Here is an 18,126-nt window from a genome sequence, read left to right as displayed (position 1 = left end):
GTGCTGCACATGAAGAACACGTGCAGCCCGTCGCCGCAGGACGTGAAGATCTGCACCCGAAGGTCGCGGCACCCGTGCGGCACACGGCACCCGTCACGTCGCGTACCGTTCACCAGACGTCTTCCAAGGAACGGGTGAAGGTCCTCGGTCACCGCTGAGCCGTCACCAGGTCGCTCTCGGTGATCGCCAACTCCCTGTGGAGTTACTCACAGCAATTCCCGGGCGTCCACGGAAGGCCTCTCCGCTTCACCGGGCCCGCAAGGTGAATGACAGGTTGCGCGCACATATGCGGTAGCCATCGCTCATCTTGCATCGCGGTTACCCGGAGTGGGACCATTTGCAAGTTCCCAGTCGCCCCAAGGTAGGTCACCTGTGTCACAGCACATAGCCAAGCCCCGTACCACCGCAGTGATCCTGGCCGGTGGTACCGGTCAGCGCGTGGGTCTGTCGATCCCGAAGCAGCTGCTGAAGATCGCCGGCAAGGCAGTCATCGAGCACACGCTGACCACCTTCGAGAAGGCCGACTCGATCGACGACATCATCGTGCTGATGGCGCCGGGTTATGTGCCCGACGTGGAGAAGATCGTCGCCAAGGCCGGGTTCGCGAAGGTCTCCAGGATCATCGAGGGCGGCTCGACGCGGAACGAGACGACCGAGCGCGCCATCTCCGCTCTCGGTGAGGGCCTGGCCGAGGGCGAGGACCTCAACGTCCTCTTCCACGACGCCGTCCGCCCGCTGCTGTCGCAGCGCGTCATCGACGACTGCGTGGCCGCACTCGAGCGCTACCAGGCGGTCGACGTCGCCATCCCGTCCGCGGACACCATCATCGTGACCCGCACGCACGGCGAGGACGGCGAGTTCATCACCGAGATCCCGGACCGCTCCCGGCTGCGCCGCGGCCAGACCCCGCAGGCCTTCAAGCTGTCCACGATCAAGCGGGCCTACGAGGTCGCGGCCGGCGACCCCAACTTCCAGGCCACGGACGACTGCACGGTCGTGCTCAAGTACCTGCCGGACGTGCCGATCCACGTCGTCGCGGGCGACGAGTACAACATGAAGGTCACCCAGCCCGTCGACGTCTTCATCGCCGACAAGCTGTTCCAGCTCGCCTCCACGGCCGCGCCGGAGCAGAACGGCGAGGAGGACTACCGCGAGCTGCTCACCGGCAAGACCGTGGTCGTCTTCGGCGGTTCGTACGGCATCGGCAAGGACATCTGCGAACTCGCCGGGTCCTACGGCGCGAACGTCTACGCGCTGGGCCGCTCCACCACCGGCACGCACGTCGAGAACCCGGAGGAGGTCGACGACGCGCTGTCCAAGGCGTACGCCGAGACCGGGCGCATCGACTACGTCGTCAACACGGCGGGTGTGCTGCGCATCGGCAAGCTGGCCGAGACCGACAACGCCACCATCGAGGAGGCGCTGAAGGTCAACTATCTGGCGCCGGTGCAGATCGCCCGTTCCGCGTACAAGTACCTCGCCGAGACCAAGGGCCAGTTGCTGCTGTACACCTCCAGCAGCTACACCCGAGGCCGCGCCGAGTACAGCCTCTACTCCTCGACCAAGGCCGCCATGGTGAACCTCACCCAGGCCCTGTCCGACGAGTGGGCCGGCGACGGCATCCGCGTCAACTGCATCAACCCGGAGCGCACCGCCACCCCGATGCGCACCAAGGCGTTCGGCCAGGAGCCGGCGGGCACGCTGCTGTCCTCCGAGGCCGTGGCCCTCACCTCGCTCGACGTGCTGCTGTCCGAGCTGACCGGCCATGTCATCGACGTCCGCCAGCAGGACCCGACGGCCGGCGCGAGCAGGGCCTCCGGCTTCGAGCAGGCGCTGGCCGGCGTCCTGGACCGACAGGACGGCGTGTAATAATTGACGCCCATTAGAATTCGGTAATTCAGGCCTCTGTGTGCGCCCGTTCACGGGTTGTTCGCAGAGGCCTGAACCGTAGGCGAACAAAACCGGCATCCCCCTCAAGAGCAGGTTTCTTAAGTGATTTCCACCGCTATACGCGTCGCCCGGGTGGGCAGCGCGGCCGAGCTGGCCGCGGCGGCCCTCATGATGCTGGGCTTCCCGGTGCTCATGCTGGCCGCGCTCGTCCCGAGCGTTCCCGCCTTCGCGGCCGCGGCCGCCGCGACGTATCTGGCGGACCACTATCTGCACCGCAAGGGCAGCTACCTGATCAACCGGCTCAGCAAGGTCCGGGCCGGTCTGTCGATCCGCTTCCTGATCCGTCAGCTGCTCCTGGTGCTGCTGCTGGCCCGGCTGTCCCTCTCGGACGACCTGATCTTCTACGGCGCGATCGCCTGCTTCATCGCCTTCTACGGTCTCCAGGCCCCGCACGGCGCCCTGGTCACCCTGATCCGCAACCGCCGCCGGATGCCGGTCGCCACCCGCAATGTCGACCTGGCCTCCCGCGTCCGCATCCCGGACGCCCCGCCGCGCGGGCTGCTGCACCGCTCGGCCGAGAAGATGCTCCACCTCGACCTCGCCGCGGTCGTCGGCGTGCTGGTCTCGGCCGCCGTCGATTCGGCCGTGGCCGGATTCGTCGGCATCGGTGTGACACTGGCCCTGGGCTGCGGGTACGTCCTCGCCCTGATGCCGTACGTCCGCGGCCGCCGGATCCCGCCGCGCGCCGAGGTCGTCCTGGCCGCCGTCGACGACTGGCTGCGCGAGTACCGGCCCGAGACGGTGCTGTACTTCTCCGGCTCCAAGGACTCGGCGTACCAGGTCAACATGTGGCTGGAGACCATGGAGCAGCTGGACTCCAGGCCGCTGATCATCCTGCGTGAGCGCGCCATCCTGGACCGCCTGGCGCCCACCACCGTCCCGGTCATCTGCGTGCCCGGAGGGGTGCACCTGATGAACATGGACCTGTCCACGGTGCGGGTCGCGCTGTACGCGGCGAACGTCGGCAAGAACATCCACATGCTGCGCGTCCCGACCATGAAGCACGTCTTCATCGGCCACGGCGACAGCGACAAGCTGGCCAGCGTCAACCCGTTCAGCAAGGTGTACGACGAGGTGTGGACGGCCGGCCGGGCGGGCCGCGACCGGTACGCCATCGCCGACGTCGGCGTCCGCGACGACGACATCGTGGAGGTCGGCCGCCCGCAGCTGGCGCCGATCGAGACCTGGCAGGGCGTGCCGGAAGGACGTATCCCGACGGTGCTCTATGCGCCCACCTGGGAGGGCTGGGACGGCAACCCGGGCAACACCTCGCTCGTGCTCGCCGGCGAGAACATCGTGAAGAAGCTGGTGAAGGCCGACCCGCCGGTCCGTGTCCTGTACAAGCCGCACCCCTTCACCGGCACCGTCAGCAAGGAGGCCGGCGCCGCCCACCGCCGCATCACGGCGCTGGTCGAGCAGGCCGCCGCCGAGCGCGCCGCCGACCCGCGCTTCACCGCCGACGCAGCCGCGCAGACCGCCGCCAGGGCCGAGCTGGCCCGGATCGAGGCCCGGCTCGCCGAACTGTCCGGCGCCGGCGGCGAGAAGGGCGACGAGGCCGAGGCGACCCGCGACGGACTGATCGACGTACGCAAGCACGAGGAGATCGCCCGGCTGCGCGCCGAGTGGAACGACACCTACTGGCGCTCCTTCCCGGCGTACGGGCACCGGGTCATCACGGGCGCCGAGCCGCGTCTGTACGACTGCTTCAACGTCTCCGACGCGATGGTCTCCGACATCTCCAGCGTGGTCTCCGACTTCATCGCGAGCGGCAAGCCGTACGCGGTCACGGACTCGGCCGAGCTGGGCGTGGAGGAGTTCAAGCGGCAGAACACCGCGGTGCGCGCTGCCACGATCCTGTCCAACAGCGCCGCCGAACTGGGCGATCTGCTGGCGGCGGTGCGCGACCCCGCGGCCGACCCGCTGGCCGAGGACCGGGGGGAGCTGAAGCGGTACCTGCTCGGACCGGACGAGCCGAAGTCCATCGACCAGTTCAACACCGCCGTGGCGAACCTCACACTGAAGGCCGAGACCCGCAACCTCGGTCAGGAGTCCCGGGCCGCGGCCGGTGCCGTGGAGGAGGTCGAGCCGGAGGACGCCGAACAACCGGCGCGCTGACCGGCCACCCATAACACCTGTCGGCCCCCGAGGAGCACATGCCCCTCGGGGGCCGAACGTTTTGGCCCCTCCGCTCGTACTGTGACTTGAGTCACCAATGGGACTGACCAGGGCAACCGCTTGCCCCGTCACCCCGTCTACTAAGGAGCGATAGAGGAGATACGGGGGGAATCTTCCGTTAACTGGGGGGAAACGTGACCGTGACGCAACCTGATGTCAGTGTGATCATCGGGGCGTACGAAGCGATGCCGTATCTGGTCGAGTGCCTGGCGTCGGTCGAGGCACAGACCATCGACCCGGAGCGCATCGAGGTCATCGCGGTCGACGACGGGTCGACCGACGGTACGGGGGAGTACCTGGAGGAGTTCGCGGCCCGCGCGCCCATGCCGGTCACGGTGATCCGGCAGGAGAACTCCGGCGGGCCCAGCGGCCCGCGCAATGTCGGCCTGGGCAAGGCGGCCGGGCGGTACGTGTTCTTTCTCGACGCCGACGACCGGCTGGGCGCCGAGGCACTGGAGCGGATGGTCGCCATGGCCGACCGCAACGGCACCGATGTGGTCCTCGGCCGGGTCGAGGGCGTCAACCGCTCGGCGCCCAAGTCGATGTGGGGCAGGACGCTGGAGCGTACGGACGTCTTCTCGTCCAAGATCAAGTTCACGCTCAGTGCGCAGAAGCTGTTCCGTCGTGAGCTGCTGGAGCGGCACGGGATGCGGTTCGACGAGTCCCTGTGGACCGGTGAGGACGCGCTGTTCACGATGGAGGCGTATCTGCGGGCGAACGGCGTCTCCGTGGTCGCCGACTACACCTGCTACTACCTGGTGGGCCGCGAGGACGGCAAGCACGTGACGAAGAGCGGCAGTTACACCCTGCGCTTCGACTCCGCGCGCGCCCTGATGCAGCTGATCGCCGACCTGGTCCCGGCGGGTGAGCAGCGCGACGCGCTGATGGTCCGCCCCTTCCTGGTCACGCTGCTGCCGCAGTTCGGGCCGAAGTTCCTCACGGACAGCGAGGAGGTGCGGCGGCACAAGACGGAGCTGGCGAAGCCGCTGATGGAGGCGTACTGGCGGGACGGGATCGGGCGCCGCATCAAGGTCCAGGAGCGGCTGCGGCTGCATCTGGTCGCCGAGCAGCGGCCCGAACTCCTCGTGGACGTCCTGCGGTTCATCAAGGCCAAGAAGCAGCCGGCGGCTCTCCTGGAGAAGAAGGGCCGCCGCCTGTACCTGGCCTACCCCCACTTCCGTGACCGCGCGGCCGGCGTTCCCGACTCCGTCTACCTCGCCGAGCCGCACGAGGCCCGCCCCTTCCCGGGGTACCGCGAGGGGGGCGCCGAGTCCCTGCTGCGCAGGGCGATGCGCAAGGCGCGGCGGATGCTGACGTCACGCTCGTCCACGCCCGGTGGACGGGCGGCTGCGACATGAGAACGCGGGACGAGGGGGGGGAAGTCCCTCCGCCTCGTCCCGCGTTCTTGGTGCCTTACTTCTGACCCGACTGCAGCGCCCGCCGGAGCGGGCGGCCCACCGCGCGGCGGGCGCGGCGGTAGACCGAGATGGTCGGCACGGCCGGAGCCGCCTTGGTCGAAGCGGCCTTCGCCGCAGCAGGGGTGATCGCGGCGGCCTTGGCTGCGGGCTTCACCGCAACGCGCTCGGTCGCAGCCGGACCGCCCGGGAGCGGGCCCGCCGGGGCCGACTTCGCGGCGGCGGCCCGGGAGCGGGCCAGCTCCCGCTTCAACTTGGCGTTCTCCGAGGCCAGTTCGGTGATCCGGGTCTGCAGCCAGCCGAAGCGCGGGCTCAGCGAGGCGGGGTCGCTGTCGATCCACGGCCGGATGCCAGGGGGGAACGACAGTGACCGCAGGCGCTCCTCGAAGGCCGCGCCGCCGTCGCCGTGCGTGAAGGTGTTCTCCAGCCCGTTCTTGTCCAAGAAGGCGGTGAACCGCTCGAACCGCTCCTCGTGGCCGCCCAGCAGCGCCCCGAAGTCCGCCTCCTCGTACAGCCGCGCCGGGTCCACGTCCTCGGACAGCTGGTCGAGCGGGCGGTGCGGGATGCCGAAGTAGCGGCACAGCTCCAGCGTCCGCGAGTCACTGCACAGCACGGTCGCGGGCGTACCCGCCAGCAGCGCGGCGATGTTGCCGTGGATACGGGAGCCGAAGGAGAAGTCGAACTCGCGCAGGTCGTCGATCCAGGTGACGGGATCGACGTAGATCCGGGCCTTGTCCTCCTGGTACATCGGGTGGTCCGGATGGGTCGGCATCGCCGTCACCCGGCCGTTCGCTCCCGACACGTGGCGCCAGTGCAACTGCTGTGCGTCGGTGAGGTTCTGGCCGATGAAGCGCAGGTTCGGATAGCGCTCGTGCGTGCGGGCGATGATCCGGTCGAGGCCCAGGCTGCGCACCGCGTTGTGCGAGCCGTTGATCGCGATCCGCGAGTCGGCGGTCAGCGCCGCCGCGCGCTTGCGGACGTCGAGTTCCTTGCCGTACATGAACAGGGACGGACAGCCGATGACCTCGACGTCCCTGAACCCCATCTGCTTCAGGTACTCCTCGGTGAACTCGCCCCGCACGCCGATCGACGCGCTCCGGTCGAGCACGGCGGACACGAAGTCCCGAACGGCGGGCTCCAGGGCCTTCAGCCGTGCGAGGTCGTAGTCCAGTCCGCTCTGTGCGCCGACGCCCAGGACCACCACCGGGATCCGCAGCTTGCGGATGAGCTGGGTCAGGCGGTTCAGCGAGGCCTCGAAGGACGGCCGGAACGCGTTGGCGAGCGGGACGACGAAGGCGTCGTACTCCTCGTTGATCCGGTCGGCCGCCGACACCTGGGTGCGGATGCCGTTCGAGACCACCTCGGTGTGCGGTGTCTCAAGAATCTTGTGCGCCGCGTCACTGAAGATCAGGTTTCCGGCGTTGGTGGCGATGACGTCCCGGTGAAGGGCCTCTTCGATCGGGACGACGTCATAAGGACTCTTCCCGGACCGGAGGAGGATGCGCTTGGTGCGCTGCATGTGGTGATCTATCGGTGACACGTTCTTCAACTTAAATTTGCAGGAGCTTTAAATCCTATAGCCGCTCTGTACAACCTTTTCGCCATATTTGATTCGTGAGCGAGTGATCACGCTGCGTCGCCGACTGCACGTCCGCGTACTGGACCGATGCGCGGCGCGCGATCCACTTCGCGTAGATTGCCCGACGGGGCAGCCGAACCTACGTGAGGGGACAGACAGCAAGGTGGCAGCGGCAAGGCAGGATGTGCACGAGGCCCGCAGGATCGTCGTCAAGGTGGGTTCCTCCTCGCTGACCACCGCGTCCGGCGGTCTGGACGCCGACCGGGTCGACGCGCTCGTCGACGTCCTCGCCAAGGTGCGAAGCCAAGGAGAGAAGGAGATCGTGCTGGTCTCCTCCGGTGCCATCGCCGCCGGACTCGCCCCGCTGGGCCTGCGCCGCCGCCCCAGGGACCTCGCCCGCCAGCAGGCCGCCGCCAGCGTCGGCCAGGGGCTCCTGGTCGCCCGCTACACCGCATCCTTCGCCCGCTACGGCACCCGTGTCGGCCAGGTCCTGCTCACCTCCGACGACATGAGCCGCCGCGCCCACCACCGCAACGCCTCCCGCACCCTCGACAAGCTCCTCGCCATGGGTGCCCTGCCGATCGTCAACGAGAACGACACGGTCGCCACCGACGAGATCCGCTTCGGCGACAACGACCGGCTCGCCGCGCTCGTCGCCCACCTCGTACGGGCCGACCTGCTGGTGCTGCTCTCCGACGTGGACGGCGTCTACGACGGCGACCCCACCAAGCCCGGCACCTCGCGGATAGCGGAGGTGACGGGGCCGGCCGACCTCGCGCAGGTCGAGATCGGCAGCGCCGGCAAGGCCGGCGTCGGCACCGGCGGCATGGTCACCAAGGTCGAGGCGGCCCGGATCGCCGCCGCCGCCGGCATCCCCGTGGTGCTCACCAGCGCGATCCATGCGGCCGACGCGCTGACCGGCCAGGACACCGGCACCTACTTCCACCCCACCGGCAAGCGCTCCGCGGACCGGCTGCTCTGGCTCCAGCACGCCTCCGCGCCGCAGGGTTCGCTCACCCTCGACGACGGCGCGGTGCGCGCGGTCGTGGAACGCCGCAAGTCACTGCTGCCGGCCGGGATCGCCGCCGTCGAGGGCGAGTTCAGTGCGGGCGACCCCGTCGAACTGCGTGACGGCGCCGGACGCGCGGTGGCCCGCGGGCTCGTCAACTTCGACGCCAAGGAAATCCCCCGGTTGATAGGCCGCTCGACCCGGGAACTGGCGCGGGACCTGGGACCGGCCTACGAGCGGGAGGTCGTCCACCGGGACGATCTGGTGCTCCTCCACCGGTGAGGAACGACGACCGGGTGATCCTCGGCCGGTGAAGCGCGCGGCGCAGGCCGAAAACGGGGGGAACGCTCCGCAAAATGCGCCCGCCCTGAGGTGGACGTTGCGCAAAACGGCCCCGCGAACCCTGGCGGCCTGCTCAACTTTGTCTCAGGCACATCCCGCACGAGCACGGCTCGACCCCGGCTCGACACCGCGCAAAGGAGGCCGTCGTGAGACGAGTACGCCCTGGGGCAGCGGCGTCCCGCGGCGGTTCCCCCTCCCGCGACACCGGCCGCCGCACCACCGGCGAGGAGCGCGCCCTCACCAGCGTCGCAGCCGGGGAGCGGTACGCGGGCGAGGAGCCCGCGGACATCCCCCGCCTGTGGCACATCACCCTCAGCGTCTCCGGCGAGGCCGCCCCCGTCGAAGAGCTGCGGCGTGCCCTGGAACAGCTCGCCCACGACCACCCCTTCCTGCTGACCAGCCGATACGCCGACGACCACGCCGAGATCCGGTACTGGGAGGAGGCCCGCGATCTGCACGACGCGGCCGCCGTCGCGCTGCGCCTGTGGGGCGAGCACCGGCAGACCGCGGGGCTCCCGCCCTGGGAGATCGTCGGCCTGGAGGTCATCGACCGCGCCACCTACCACCAGCGCATCTCCGAGGGCTACGGCCCGCCACCGGCCAGCCCAGTGGGCGTCCACCCCTTTTGAGGGCATTCGGGCCTGTCTCGGGGTGTGGAACGCTCGATGGACGGTCCCGTCCGGCGCACTACCCTTCCCTCATGACCACGCTCTCGCCGTACGACTCCATGACCCCGGTCATCCAGGCCGCCTACCGTGCCAAGGCCGCCGCCGCCGACCTCGCGCCGCTGCCCCGGGCCGTGAAGGACGACGCGCTGCTCGCCATCGCGGACGCGCTCGAGGTCCGTGCGAGCGAAATCGTCGAGGCCAATGCCAAGGACGTCGCCAAGGCCCGCGAGGCCGGCACCAGCGAGGCCATCGTCGACCGGCTGACCCTGACCCCGGAGCGCGTCCGGGCCATCGCCTCGGACGTGCGGGACATCGTCGCGCTGCCCGACCCGGTCGGCGAGGTCGTCCGCGGCTCCACCCTTCCCAACGGCATCGACCTGCGCCAGGTCCGCGTCCCGCTCGGCGTCGTCGGGATCATCTACGAGGCCCGGCCGAACGTCACCGTGGACGCCGCCGCCCTGTGCCTGAAGTCCGGCAACGCGGTACTGCTGCGCGGCTCGGCCTCCGCGTACGAGTCGAACACCGCCCTCGTCCGGGTCATCCGCGACGCCGTGGGCGGGTCCGGGCTGCCCGCCGACGCCGTACAGCTGGTGCCCGGCGAGAGCCGCGAGAGCGTGCGCGAGCTGATGCGGGCCCGCGGACTGGTCGACGTGCTGATCCCGCGCGGCGGCGCCTCGCTGATCCAGACGGTCGTCCAGGAGTCGACGGTCCCGGTCATCGAGACCGGCACCGGCAACTGCCACGTCTACGTCGACGCCCACGCCGACCTCGACATGGCCCTCGAGATCCTGATCAACTCCAAGGTGCAGCGGGTCAGCGTGTGCAACGCCGCCGAGACGCTGCTGGTCCACCGGGCCGTCGCCGCCGAGTTCCTGCCGCGCGCGCTGGACGCCCTCGCCGAGGCAGGGGTCACCGTGCACGCCGACGAGCGGGTGCTGGCGTACGCCAAGGACACCAAGGCGACCGTCGTCGAGGCCACCCCGGAGGACTGGGAGGCCGAGTACCTGTCGTACGACATCGCCGCAGCCGTCGTCGACTCCCTCGACAAGGCCGTGGAGCACATCCGGCTGTGGACCTCCGGTCACACCGAGGCCATCGTGACGACCTCCCAGCAGGCCGCCCGCCGCTTCACCCAGCTGGTCGACTCCACCACGGTCGCCGTGAACGCCTCCACCCGCTTCACGGACGGCGGCCAGTTCGGCTTCGGCGCGGAGATCGGCATCTCGACGCAGAAGCTGCACGCCCGCGGCCCGATGGGGCTGCCCGAACTGACCAGCACCAAGTACATCGTCACCGGGGACGGACACGTAAGGCGCTGAGGAGCGCGGCACCGGCATATGCGGCGGACACGCGCCCCCGACTCGCGTCCGTGCCCCGGCGGAGACGTCTCAGCAAGCGGATGAATTTCCATACTGTCTGCCCAAATTGACCCCCCAGGTCTACTCTGGATCCGTGCCGGAGGACGTGGGGGGTACGCCGTTCCCTGACGGCTGGGAGCCCGACGACGACCACGACCGCGGGGTGTCGGACGAAGAGTTCGCCTCCGTGGTCTTCGACGAGGCCTTCGTACAGGCGGCCGTGGTGCACGAGCCGACCGCCGTCGAACGCCTCCTGGCCGCCGCGCAGGCCAGAGCCGAGGCCTCCGAGGCGGAGGCCCGCCGGGCACACGGCAGAGGCGAGCGGTACGACGACGGATACGGTGCCGAGGACCCCGGTTTCCACCGCGACCCGGACTTCGACGACCTGGACGACCCCGAGCTCCTCGACAGCCGCGACGGCATGCCGGGACCGTACGGAAAGCAGGTCCGCTGGCACCGCCCGGTCGCCTGGCTGCTCGCCCTGGTGATGGGTATCGGCATGGTCGCCCTGGCCTTCGCCGCGGTCTACCGGGGCGCCTCCTCGGGCCGCCAGGACCAGGTCCCGCCGCCCGCCTCCACCGGCCTGGAGCAGGGCACCTCGGCCGCCCCCTCCGCCTCCGCCGACTACTCCCAGCCGGCCGTCTCCGCGGTTCCGCGCACGCCCTGAACCGGCCCTGCGCAGGTATGCGCCATTCTGGTGAGTACCTGTCAGAAGTTGTGGTGGAGCAGGGCGTTTACCGGAGCTCCGGGAGACCTACCCTGAAGTTATGGGCGGGCCTGGAGAACCACCCGAGGGGACACCCGACGGCGCCTCCAACGGTGCGGAAGACGAATACCGATCCGTCGTCTTCGACGAGTCGTTCGTCCGCGCTGCCCGCCTCCAGGAGTTCTCCGCGCAGGAGCGCCTGACCGACCACGCGCCCGCCGTACGCCGCCGGCCGCCCCTGCGCCGGGGGCTGTCCCGGCAGGCGTTCGTGCTGGTCGTACTGATCGCCCTCGCCTTCGGCACCGCGATCTACATGGGCGTACGGCACCCCTACCAGAACCCGCAGGCCGGCCGGCCCGTCGAGCCCCTGCGGATGACCGTCATCCCGCTCGCCCCGCAGGGCAGCGTGCCCGGCGCCACCGACCCCGAACAGCTGTACGTCAACAGTCCCGCCGCGCAGTTCCGCACCGGCGCCGAGGGCATCCCGCTGCCCGCCGCCCGGCGCACCGCGAACTTCTCGGACGGCCAGGTCGTCACCGCCCTGACCACCGCCAAGGACTACATCGTCCGCTCCTCGCTCTACCCCGAGGTGCTCACCGGCGAGCAGGTCCGGCCCGTGCGGGTCCTGCTCGACCCCGGCCAACTCGCCCAGTTCGACCGCAGTTTCGAGGTGCCCTCCGCCGACGGCCGGCACGCTCCCACCGGTTGGCTGGTGCGCTTCGACCCCGCCCACGTCGAACTGGCCGACCGTGAGATCCGTGTGCAGGGCAGCCTGCAGGTCACCGAGGCCGACTCGGCCACCCTCGAGGTCACCGCGGACCACACCTTCGTGTACGCGCTGCGACCGGCCGACGCGGGTGCGAAAGCCGAGGCGTCGCTGTTCACGGTCCGGCGCGAGCTGCACTTCCGCTTCGACCGCGACGACCTGCGCCTGCACCAGGCCCAGCTGGTCGGCTCGCACGTCCAGGCAGGCCCGCTGTCCTGCGCCGAGGACACCGCCGACCGGCTGCGCCCGCTGCTCGCCGGCCAGACCCCGAAGGCCGGCGGCCCGGCCGGCACGGACCCCTACGCCCCGCACGGCGCGACGGCCCTGTGCGGGACACTGGCGGACAGCGCCCAGCCCAAGGTGAATTAGTCGCGCGGCGGCTCGTCCTTCGGCGGTGCGTCGGCGGAGCCGCCCGCGGAGCCGCCCGTGAAGCCGCCGAAGCCGCGCCGCACCCGGCTGCCCAGGTCGCCGGCGCCGCCCGCGATGTCGGTGACCAGCTTCATCAGCGGGTCCTTCGAGGCGCGCACATGGCCCGCATAGTGCGAGGCCGACTCGCGGAAGGAGTCCGAGACCGAGGTGTCCTTGTCCTCGTCGCGCCGCGGGTAGTGGCCGTCCATGATCCGCTGGTGGTCGCGGGAGGCCGCCCACTTCTTCAGCTCGGCCGCGCGCACGGTGGTGAAGGGGTGGGTGCGGGGCAGCGTGTTGAGGATCTTCAGCACGGAGTCGCGCAGGTCGCCGCCGGCCTCGTACTCCTCGGCCTGCTCCAGGAACGCATCCACGTTCATCTCGTGCAGGTGGTTGCCGCCCGCGAGCTTCATCAGGCCGCGCATCGAGGCCTGGAGGTCCTGGCCGACCAGCAGTCCCGCGCGGTCGGCGGACAGCTCCGACTTGCGGAACCACTCGCGCAGCGCGGTCACGATCGCCATGATCGCGACGCCGCCCAGCGGGATCCAGGCCACCCGCAGGGCGAGGTTGGTCAGGAACAGCAGGATGGTGCGGTAGACGGAGTGCCCCGACAGGGCGTGGCCGACCTCGTGGCCGATGACCGCCCGCATCTCCTCCTCGTCGAGCAGCTCGACGAGCCCGGTCGTGACGACGATGATCGGCTCGTCCATGCCGATGCACATCGCGTTGGGCTGCGGATCCTGGTTGACGTACATCGGCGGGACCTTCTCCAGGTCCAGGATGTAGCAGGCGTCCCGCAGCATGTCGTTGAGGTGGGCGAACTGCCGGTCCGAGACGCGCACCGAGTCGGACAGGAACAGCAGCCTCAGGCTCCGCTCGGGCAGCAGCCCGCTGAGCGCCTTGAAGGCCGTGTCGAAGCCGCTCAGCTTGCGCAGCGCGACCAGGGCGGAGCGGTCCGCCGGATGCTCGTACGCACGCGAGGAGATTCCCGGGAAGCGCCTGCGCTGCCGGCTCGGCACGTGCTCGTGCCCGTCCTGCTGGTGGCCGTCGTCGGACATGTCTTCCCCCATGTGCGTCGGTGTGCCCTGTGTACTCCGCGCGCTGTTGTCCGCGCGCGGTTGTCTTTGCGCTTTCCTGTACGCCCCCGAAGCAAGGCCCAGCCTAGGCGGAGATACCGTGGACGGGCAGCACAGCGAAGGAGTCCCGCACCATGGAGCACCACCCCGCAGCCGCCTGGCTCACCGAGGCAGCGAGCGCCGCCCAGCAGCAGGGGGCGGGGAATCTTCTCCGGGTCGTACTGATCGTGATGGTGGTCGGCTGTGTGCTGACCGCCTGGTTCCTGCTTCGGGGTTACAGGCGGAAGGACGACTGAGCGCCCCGGAAGGTTGCCCGACGGCGGAGTCGGGGTGATCGCGGCCGAGGCGCCCGCATACGATGAGCCGACGTCTCTTCCGCCCACACGCGATAGGTTCTGCCGAAGATGAGCTTCCACAGCGCCGCAGCCCAGTTGGTCACCCTCGCCGCCGAGGGCCAGGAGCACGGCGGCAACCACGAGAGCATCAACCCCCTGGTCACCGGCGGCGGCGCGTTCCTCGGCCTGATGCTGCTGTTGTGGATCACCACCCGCTTCAACCGCGACCGCTGAGCCCACAGACCGGGCCGGTAGGGTCTGCACGCATGGGAGAGCAGGACATGCCTACCGGTCCGGCACATGACACGACGAGCGGCAAGCGCCGCCTCGGCGTCATGGGCGGAACGTTCGACCCGATCCACCACGGACACCTGGTCGCGGCGAGCGAGGTCGCCGCGCAGTTCCACCTCGACGAGGTGGTGTTCGTGCCCACCGGGCAGCCGTGGCAGAAGACCCACCGCAAGGTCTCCCTGGCCGAGGACCGCTACCTGATGACGGTCATCGCGACCGCCGAGAACCCGCAGTTCTCGGTGAGCCGTATCGACCTCGACCGCGGTGGCCCCACCTACACCGTGGACACGCTGCGCGATCTGCGTGCGCTCAACCCCGACACGGACCTGTTCTTCATCACCGGCGCCGACGCCCTCGCTCAGATCCTGACCTGGCGGGACAGCGAGGAGCTGTTCTCCCTCGCCCACTTCATCGGCGTGACCCGGCCCGGCCACCACCTCAACGATCCCGGGCTCCCCGAGGGCGGCGTCTCCCTGATCGAGGTGCCCGCCCTCGCCATCTCCTCCACGGACTGCCGTGCGAGAGTCGCCAAGGGCGACCCCATCTGGTATCTGGTGCCGGACGGAGTCGTGCGCTACATCGCCAAACGAGAGCTGTACCGCGGCGAGTGAGCCGAGAGGGGCACCGGTGAACGACCGATACGACGCTGGTCACGGGGGCGACCAGTACGAGCTCGTCGGCTACGACGAGTACGGCCGGCCTGTGTACCGGCAGGTGCCGCAGCAGCCGTCCCCACAGCAGCCGTACGACCCTTACACACAGCAGGGTTACGGCTACGACCCGTACGCGACGGGCCAGCAGCAGCCGGTACCCCCGTACGACCCCTACGGGACGGGGCAGCAGCAGCCGGTGCCGTCGTACGACCCGTACGGGACCGGCCGGCAGCCCCGCGTCGCCGAGCAGACCGCCTACATCCCGCAGCAGGCGGGCCCGGTCGAGGAACCCGTACGGGACGACCGGGATCACCGGGGCGCCCCGGCGTACCAGGACGACCAGGAGTACCCGGACGACCGGGACTACCGCACCGAACAGTTCGCCTTCGTCGAGGACCCCGACGGGGACTCCGAGGACGTCATCGACTGGTTGAAGTTCACCGAGAACCGCACCGAGCGCCGCGAGGAGGCCCGGCGCCGCGCCCGCAGCCGCCTCATCGCCCTGGTCGTCGTCCTGGCGCTGGCCGCGACCGGCGGCGTCGGCTACCTCTGGTACGCCGGAAAGCTCCCCGGCCTGTCGTCGTCCGACGACAAGACCGGCGGTACGACGACCGCGACCGCGCAGAAACGCGACGTGATCGTCGTCCACCTGCACGACACCAAGAAGGGCGGCACCACCACGGCGCTGCTCGTCGACAACACCACCACCAAGCAGGGCACCACCGTCCTGCTGCCCAACGCTCTCGCCCTGACCGGCGACGACGGCACGACGACCCTGGCCAAGTCGGTCGAGGACGACGGCTCCTCCGGCACCCGCGAGGCGCTGGACACCGTCCTCGGCACCTCGATCCAGGGCACCTGGCGCCTCGACACCCCCTACCTGCAGAACCTCGTCGACCTCGTCGGCAACATCGAGATCGACACCAACGCCGACGTGCCCGACCCCGAGGCCAAGAAGAAGGGCGAGGCGCCCCTCGTCAACAAGGGCGAGAGCCAGACCCTCAGCGGCAAGATGGCGGTCGCCTACGCCACCTACCGCGCCTCCGGCGAGGCCCAGAACGCCCAGCTGGAGCGGTTCGGGCAGGTCATGCAGGGCGTGCTGCGCAAGATGTCCTCCGACGCCCAGGCCGCGACGACCACCGTGCAGACCCTCGCGCAGATCCTCGACCCGTCGCTCACCGACAAGGACCTCGGGACCTTCCTCGCGGGCCTCTCCGACCTCGCCAAGGGCGGCGACCACAAGACGGCCGTGCTGCCCGTCCAGACCGACGGCACGCTGAGCGCGCAGGCCAGTGACAGCGTGGTCAAGGACATCCTCGGCGGCACCGCGAAGAGCCCCGACCAGGACGCGGCCGTCCGGGTCTCCGTGCGGAACGCCAGCGGTGTGAAGGACAACACGGAGAAGGTCCGCGTGGTCCTCCTCAACGGCGGCTTCACCTTCCTGGAGGCCGGTACGGCAGGCAGCGCCCAGGCAGCCTCCGAGGTCACCTACGCGGACGCCGCCGACAAGGAGAACGCCACCGAGGTCGCCAAGACCCTGGGGCTGCCGGAGGACGCGGTGGTCAAGGGCAAGGTCTCCGCGAACGCGAACGTGTCGGTGGTGCTCGGGCAGGACTACGAGCCGGCCTCGGCCGGGTAATGCCGTGGGGTGCCGTCGGCGGTCCGTGAGACCCTTGAGGACAAGTGACCGTCGACGGAAAGCCATGTAGTGACCGCAACAGACCGATCTCTCGAGCTCATCAACACCGCCGCCCAGGCGGCCGCCGACAAGCTCGCGCACGACGTCATCGCCTACGACGTGAGCGATGTGCTGTCGATCACGGATGCCTTCCTGCTGGCGTCCGCGCCCAACGACCGCCAGGTCAAGTCGATCGTCGACGAGATCGAGGAACGGCTCCAGAAGGAACTCGGCGCCAAGCCGGTGCGCCGCGAGGGCGACCGCGAGGCCCGCTGGGTGCTGCTGGACTACGTCGACATCGTCGTCCACGTCCAGCACAGCGAGGAGCGGGTCTTCTACGCCCTGGAGCGGCTGTGGAAGGACTGCCCCGAGCTCGAGCTGCCCGCCGACGCCAAGGCCACCCGCGGCAAGGCCGAGGAGCACGCCAAGCTGCAGGCCGCCGAGGAGGCCGCCGAGACAGGTGGTGAGTGGCGGTGAGCGCCACCGGGGAGGTGACCGGCGCGAAGCCGGGCCGCGGCCGCCGTGTCATCCTCTGGCGGCACGGCCAGACCTCCTGGAACGTGGAGCGCCGCTTCCAGGGCACCACCGACGTCGAGCTGACCGAGACCGGCCTGGCCCAGGCCCGCCGCGCCGCCCGGCTGCTGGCCTCCCTCAAGCCCGACGCGATCGTCTCCTCGGACCTGCAGCGGGCCGCGAACACGGCCGCCGAGCTGGCCGCGCTCACCGGCCTGGAGGTCAACCACACCGAGGCCCTGCGCGAGACCTACGCGGGCGTCTGGCAGGGCCTGACGCACGACGAGATCATCGCCCGGCACGGCGAGGAGTACGCCGCGTGGAAGCGCGGTGAGCCGGTGCGCCGCGGCGGCGGCGAACTGGAGACCGAGGTCGCCGACCGCGCAGCCCCGGTCGTGCTCCGGCACGCCGAGAAGCTGCCCGACGACGGCACGCTGGTCGTGGTCAGCCACGGCGGCACCATCCGCACCACGATCGGCCGTCTCCTCGGCCTGGAGTCCCGCCACTGGGAGAGCCTCGGCGGGCTCTCCAACTGCTGCTGGTCCGTCCTCGGCGAGGGCGCCCGCGGCTGGCGGCTGCTCGAGCACAACGCCGGCACACTGCCGGAGCCGGTGCTCGGCGACGACGACTGAGCGGCGGAGTCCACCAGGGGCCCGGATTTCACTTTCCGGCAGGTCGCAGGCTAAAGTTCTTCTTGTTCGCCCCGCCGAGCGGGGCGAAACACCATGCGGCTCCGCCGCGTGGCACCAGGGGCTATAGCTCAGTTGGTAGAGCGCCTGCATGGCATGCAGGAGGTCAGGAGTTCAATTCTCCTTAGCTCCACGGACGAATCCCGTCCCCCTCAGGGGGCGGGATTTTTCGTTGTCGCCCGCTTGAGCGGTCCGGGCCCGGGAGGCGTATACCTCTCTGGGAGGCGCGCCCGGGCTGCCGTGTCCGGACTGGTACCAAGGCGTCGCTGACCGTATTGGTCCGGTCGTGGCAGAATCAAACGGCCGGAAGGGGGCGCGGCCCGACGGGAGGGAGTAGCGATGCCTGCGAGCATCCTCGAGGAGGTCGGCCACCTCCTCGGCGGAGCGGCGTTGATACGGGACACGATCACCCGCCTCAGCTGCCCTTCCTGCGGTTCCGCGCATGTCGCCCAGGTCCTCGGGGACAACGGTGGCATCTCGTACGTGTGCACGGCCTGCGGCCACAGCTGGAGCTGATC

The 18,126-nt window shown here is 70.0% G+C and carries 17 protein-coding genes and 1 tRNA gene; 16 read left to right on the top strand and 2 right to left on the bottom strand.

Translation table 11 applies throughout. From position 1 onward, the window contains the following. Positions 1–372 precede the first annotated feature (372 nt). The 3 genes from ACFV7R_RS07145 (at position 373) to ACFV7R_RS07135 (ending at position 5,483) form a co-directional block, all read left to right on the top strand. Complete coding sequence (locus ACFV7R_RS07145; RefSeq protein WP_385260835.1) at positions 373–1,869, top strand: D-ribitol-5-phosphate cytidylyltransferase; 1,497 nt, start codon at positions 373–375, stop codon at positions 1,867–1,869. A gap of 123 nt (positions 1,870–1,992) precedes the next feature. Then, positions 1,993–4,065: a hypothetical protein gene (locus ACFV7R_RS07140; RefSeq protein WP_385260832.1), complete on the top strand. Its 2,073-nt coding sequence runs from the start codon at positions 1,993–1,995 to the stop codon at positions 4,063–4,065. Between the two features lie 194 nt (positions 4,066–4,259). Continuing rightward, positions 4,260–5,483 (top strand): glycosyltransferase family 2 protein, encoded by a 1,224-nt coding sequence (locus tag ACFV7R_RS07135; RefSeq protein ID WP_385260829.1) that lies wholly within the window; start codon positions 4,260–4,262, stop codon positions 5,481–5,483. Between the two features lie 55 nt (positions 5,484–5,538). Here ACFV7R_RS07135 and ACFV7R_RS07130 read toward each other — a convergent pair whose 3' ends face one another. Next, entirely contained in the window at positions 5,539–7,059 is a 1,521-nt protein-coding gene (locus tag ACFV7R_RS07130) for a polysaccharide pyruvyl transferase family protein (RefSeq protein WP_385260826.1), read from the bottom strand. A gap of 244 nt (positions 7,060–7,303) precedes the next feature. On the opposite strand from ACFV7R_RS07130, the gene proB reads away from it, so the two are divergent. The 5 genes from proB (at position 7,304) to ACFV7R_RS07105 (ending at position 12,337) form a co-directional block, all read left to right on the top strand. Next, positions 7,304–8,410 (top strand): glutamate 5-kinase, encoded by a 1,107-nt coding sequence (gene proB, locus ACFV7R_RS07125; RefSeq protein ID WP_224736822.1) that lies wholly within the window; start codon positions 7,304–7,306, stop codon positions 8,408–8,410. Between the two features lie 206 nt (positions 8,411–8,616). Further along, positions 8,617–9,099, top strand: a complete 483-nt coding sequence (locus ACFV7R_RS07120) for a hypothetical protein (protein WP_385260824.1) — start codon at positions 8,617–8,619, stop codon at positions 9,097–9,099. A 71-nt stretch (positions 9,100–9,170) separates the two neighbouring features. Further along, the gene (locus ACFV7R_RS07115; RefSeq protein WP_385260821.1) at positions 9,171–10,457 is read left to right on the top strand and encodes a glutamate-5-semialdehyde dehydrogenase; all 1,287 of its coding nucleotides are present in this window, start codon (positions 9,171–9,173) and stop codon (positions 10,455–10,457) included. Between the two features lie 106 nt (positions 10,458–10,563). Further along, complete coding sequence (locus ACFV7R_RS07110; RefSeq protein WP_385260820.1) at positions 10,564–11,163, top strand: hypothetical protein; 600 nt, start codon at positions 10,564–10,566, stop codon at positions 11,161–11,163. A 100-nt stretch (positions 11,164–11,263) separates the two neighbouring features. Continuing rightward, positions 11,264–12,337 (top strand): hypothetical protein, encoded by a 1,074-nt coding sequence (locus ACFV7R_RS07105; RefSeq protein ID WP_385260819.1) that lies wholly within the window; start codon positions 11,264–11,266, stop codon positions 12,335–12,337. Here the strand turns inward: ACFV7R_RS07105 and ACFV7R_RS07100 are convergent. Continuing rightward, complete coding sequence (locus ACFV7R_RS07100) at positions 12,334–13,443, bottom strand: M48 family metallopeptidase (RefSeq protein WP_385260817.1); 1,110 nt, start codon at positions 13,441–13,443, stop codon at positions 12,334–12,336. The two genes, ACFV7R_RS07105 and ACFV7R_RS07100, sit on opposite strands and share 4 nt — an antisense overlap. A gap of 140 nt (positions 13,444–13,583) precedes the next feature. Here ACFV7R_RS07100 and ACFV7R_RS07095 point away from each other — a divergent pair, with 140 nt between their 5' ends. The 8 genes from ACFV7R_RS07095 to ACFV7R_RS07060 all read left to right on the top strand — a co-directional run bounded on the left by ACFV7R_RS07095 (position 13,584) and on the right by ACFV7R_RS07060 (position 18,124). Beyond that, positions 13,584–13,745, top strand: a complete 162-nt coding sequence (locus ACFV7R_RS07095) for a hypothetical protein (RefSeq protein WP_165396471.1) — start codon at positions 13,584–13,586, stop codon at positions 13,743–13,745. Between the two features lie 108 nt (positions 13,746–13,853). Beyond that, positions 13,854–14,018: a hypothetical protein gene (locus ACFV7R_RS07090; RefSeq protein WP_385260814.1), complete on the top strand. Its 165-nt coding sequence runs from the start codon at positions 13,854–13,856 to the stop codon at positions 14,016–14,018. Positions 14,019–14,050: 32 nt separating this feature from the next. Further along, complete coding sequence (gene nadD, locus ACFV7R_RS07085) at positions 14,051–14,686, top strand: nicotinate-nucleotide adenylyltransferase (protein ID WP_129802360.1); 636 nt, start codon at positions 14,051–14,053, stop codon at positions 14,684–14,686. A 16-nt stretch (positions 14,687–14,702) separates the two neighbouring features. Beyond that, positions 14,703–16,367 carry an LCP family protein gene (locus tag ACFV7R_RS07080; protein ID WP_385260811.1) on the top strand — a complete coding sequence of 555 codons (1,665 nt, stop codon included), beginning with the start codon at positions 14,703–14,705 and terminating at the stop codon, positions 16,365–16,367. Between the two features lie 69 nt (positions 16,368–16,436). Beyond that, positions 16,437–16,883: a ribosome silencing factor gene (gene rsfS, locus ACFV7R_RS07075; protein WP_129802362.1), complete on the top strand. Its 447-nt coding sequence runs from the start codon at positions 16,437–16,439 to the stop codon at positions 16,881–16,883. Then, on the top strand, positions 16,874–17,551 hold the full coding sequence (locus ACFV7R_RS07070) for a histidine phosphatase family protein (RefSeq protein WP_385260808.1): 678 nt from the start codon (positions 16,874–16,876) through the stop codon (positions 17,549–17,551). Before rsfS ends, ACFV7R_RS07070 begins: the two co-directional genes overlap by 10 nt. A 117-nt stretch (positions 17,552–17,668) precedes the next feature. Next, a tRNA-Ala gene (locus tag ACFV7R_RS07065) sits at positions 17,669–17,741 on the top strand. 206 nt (positions 17,742–17,947) lie between these two features. Further along, positions 17,948–18,124, top strand: coding sequence for a hypothetical protein (locus ACFV7R_RS07060; RefSeq protein WP_129802364.1), 177 nt, complete (start codon positions 17,948–17,950; stop codon positions 18,122–18,124). The last annotated feature ends 2 nt before the right edge of the window (positions 18,125–18,126 follow it).

This window comes from Streptomyces sp. NPDC059866 (genome assembly GCF_042731325.1).
Lineage (GTDB): Bacteria > Actinomycetota > Actinomycetes > Streptomycetales > Streptomycetaceae > Streptomyces > Streptomyces flavusporus.
This window is presented reverse-complemented; position numbering and strand designations above follow the sequence as displayed.

Excerpts from the sequence above, each read along its gene's own strand:
- ACFV7R_RS07130 (WP_385260826.1), bottom strand. The coding sequence starts at position 7,059 with ATGCAGCGCACCAAGCGCATCCTCCTCCGGTCCGGGAAGAGTCCTTAT.
- ACFV7R_RS07115 (WP_385260821.1), top strand. The coding sequence starts at position 9,171 with ATGACCACGCTCTCGCCGTACGACTCCATGACCCCGGTCATCCAGGCC.
- ACFV7R_RS07105 (WP_385260819.1), top strand. The coding sequence starts at position 11,264 with ATGGGCGGGCCTGGAGAACCACCCGAGGGGACACCCGACGGCGCCTCC.
- ACFV7R_RS07100 (WP_385260817.1), bottom strand. The coding sequence starts at position 13,443 with ATGGGGGAAGACATGTCCGACGACGGCCACCAGCAGGACGGGCACGAG.
- ACFV7R_RS07095 (WP_165396471.1), top strand. The coding sequence starts at position 13,584 with ATGGAGCACCACCCCGCAGCCGCCTGGCTCACCGAGGCAGCGAGCGCC.
- ACFV7R_RS07090 (WP_385260814.1), top strand. The coding sequence starts at position 13,854 with ATGAGCTTCCACAGCGCCGCAGCCCAGTTGGTCACCCTCGCCGCCGAG.
- nadD (WP_129802360.1), top strand. The coding sequence starts at position 14,051 with ATGGGAGAGCAGGACATGCCTACCGGTCCGGCACATGACACGACGAGC.
- ACFV7R_RS07060 (WP_129802364.1), top strand. The coding sequence starts at position 17,948 with ATGCCTGCGAGCATCCTCGAGGAGGTCGGCCACCTCCTCGGCGGAGCG.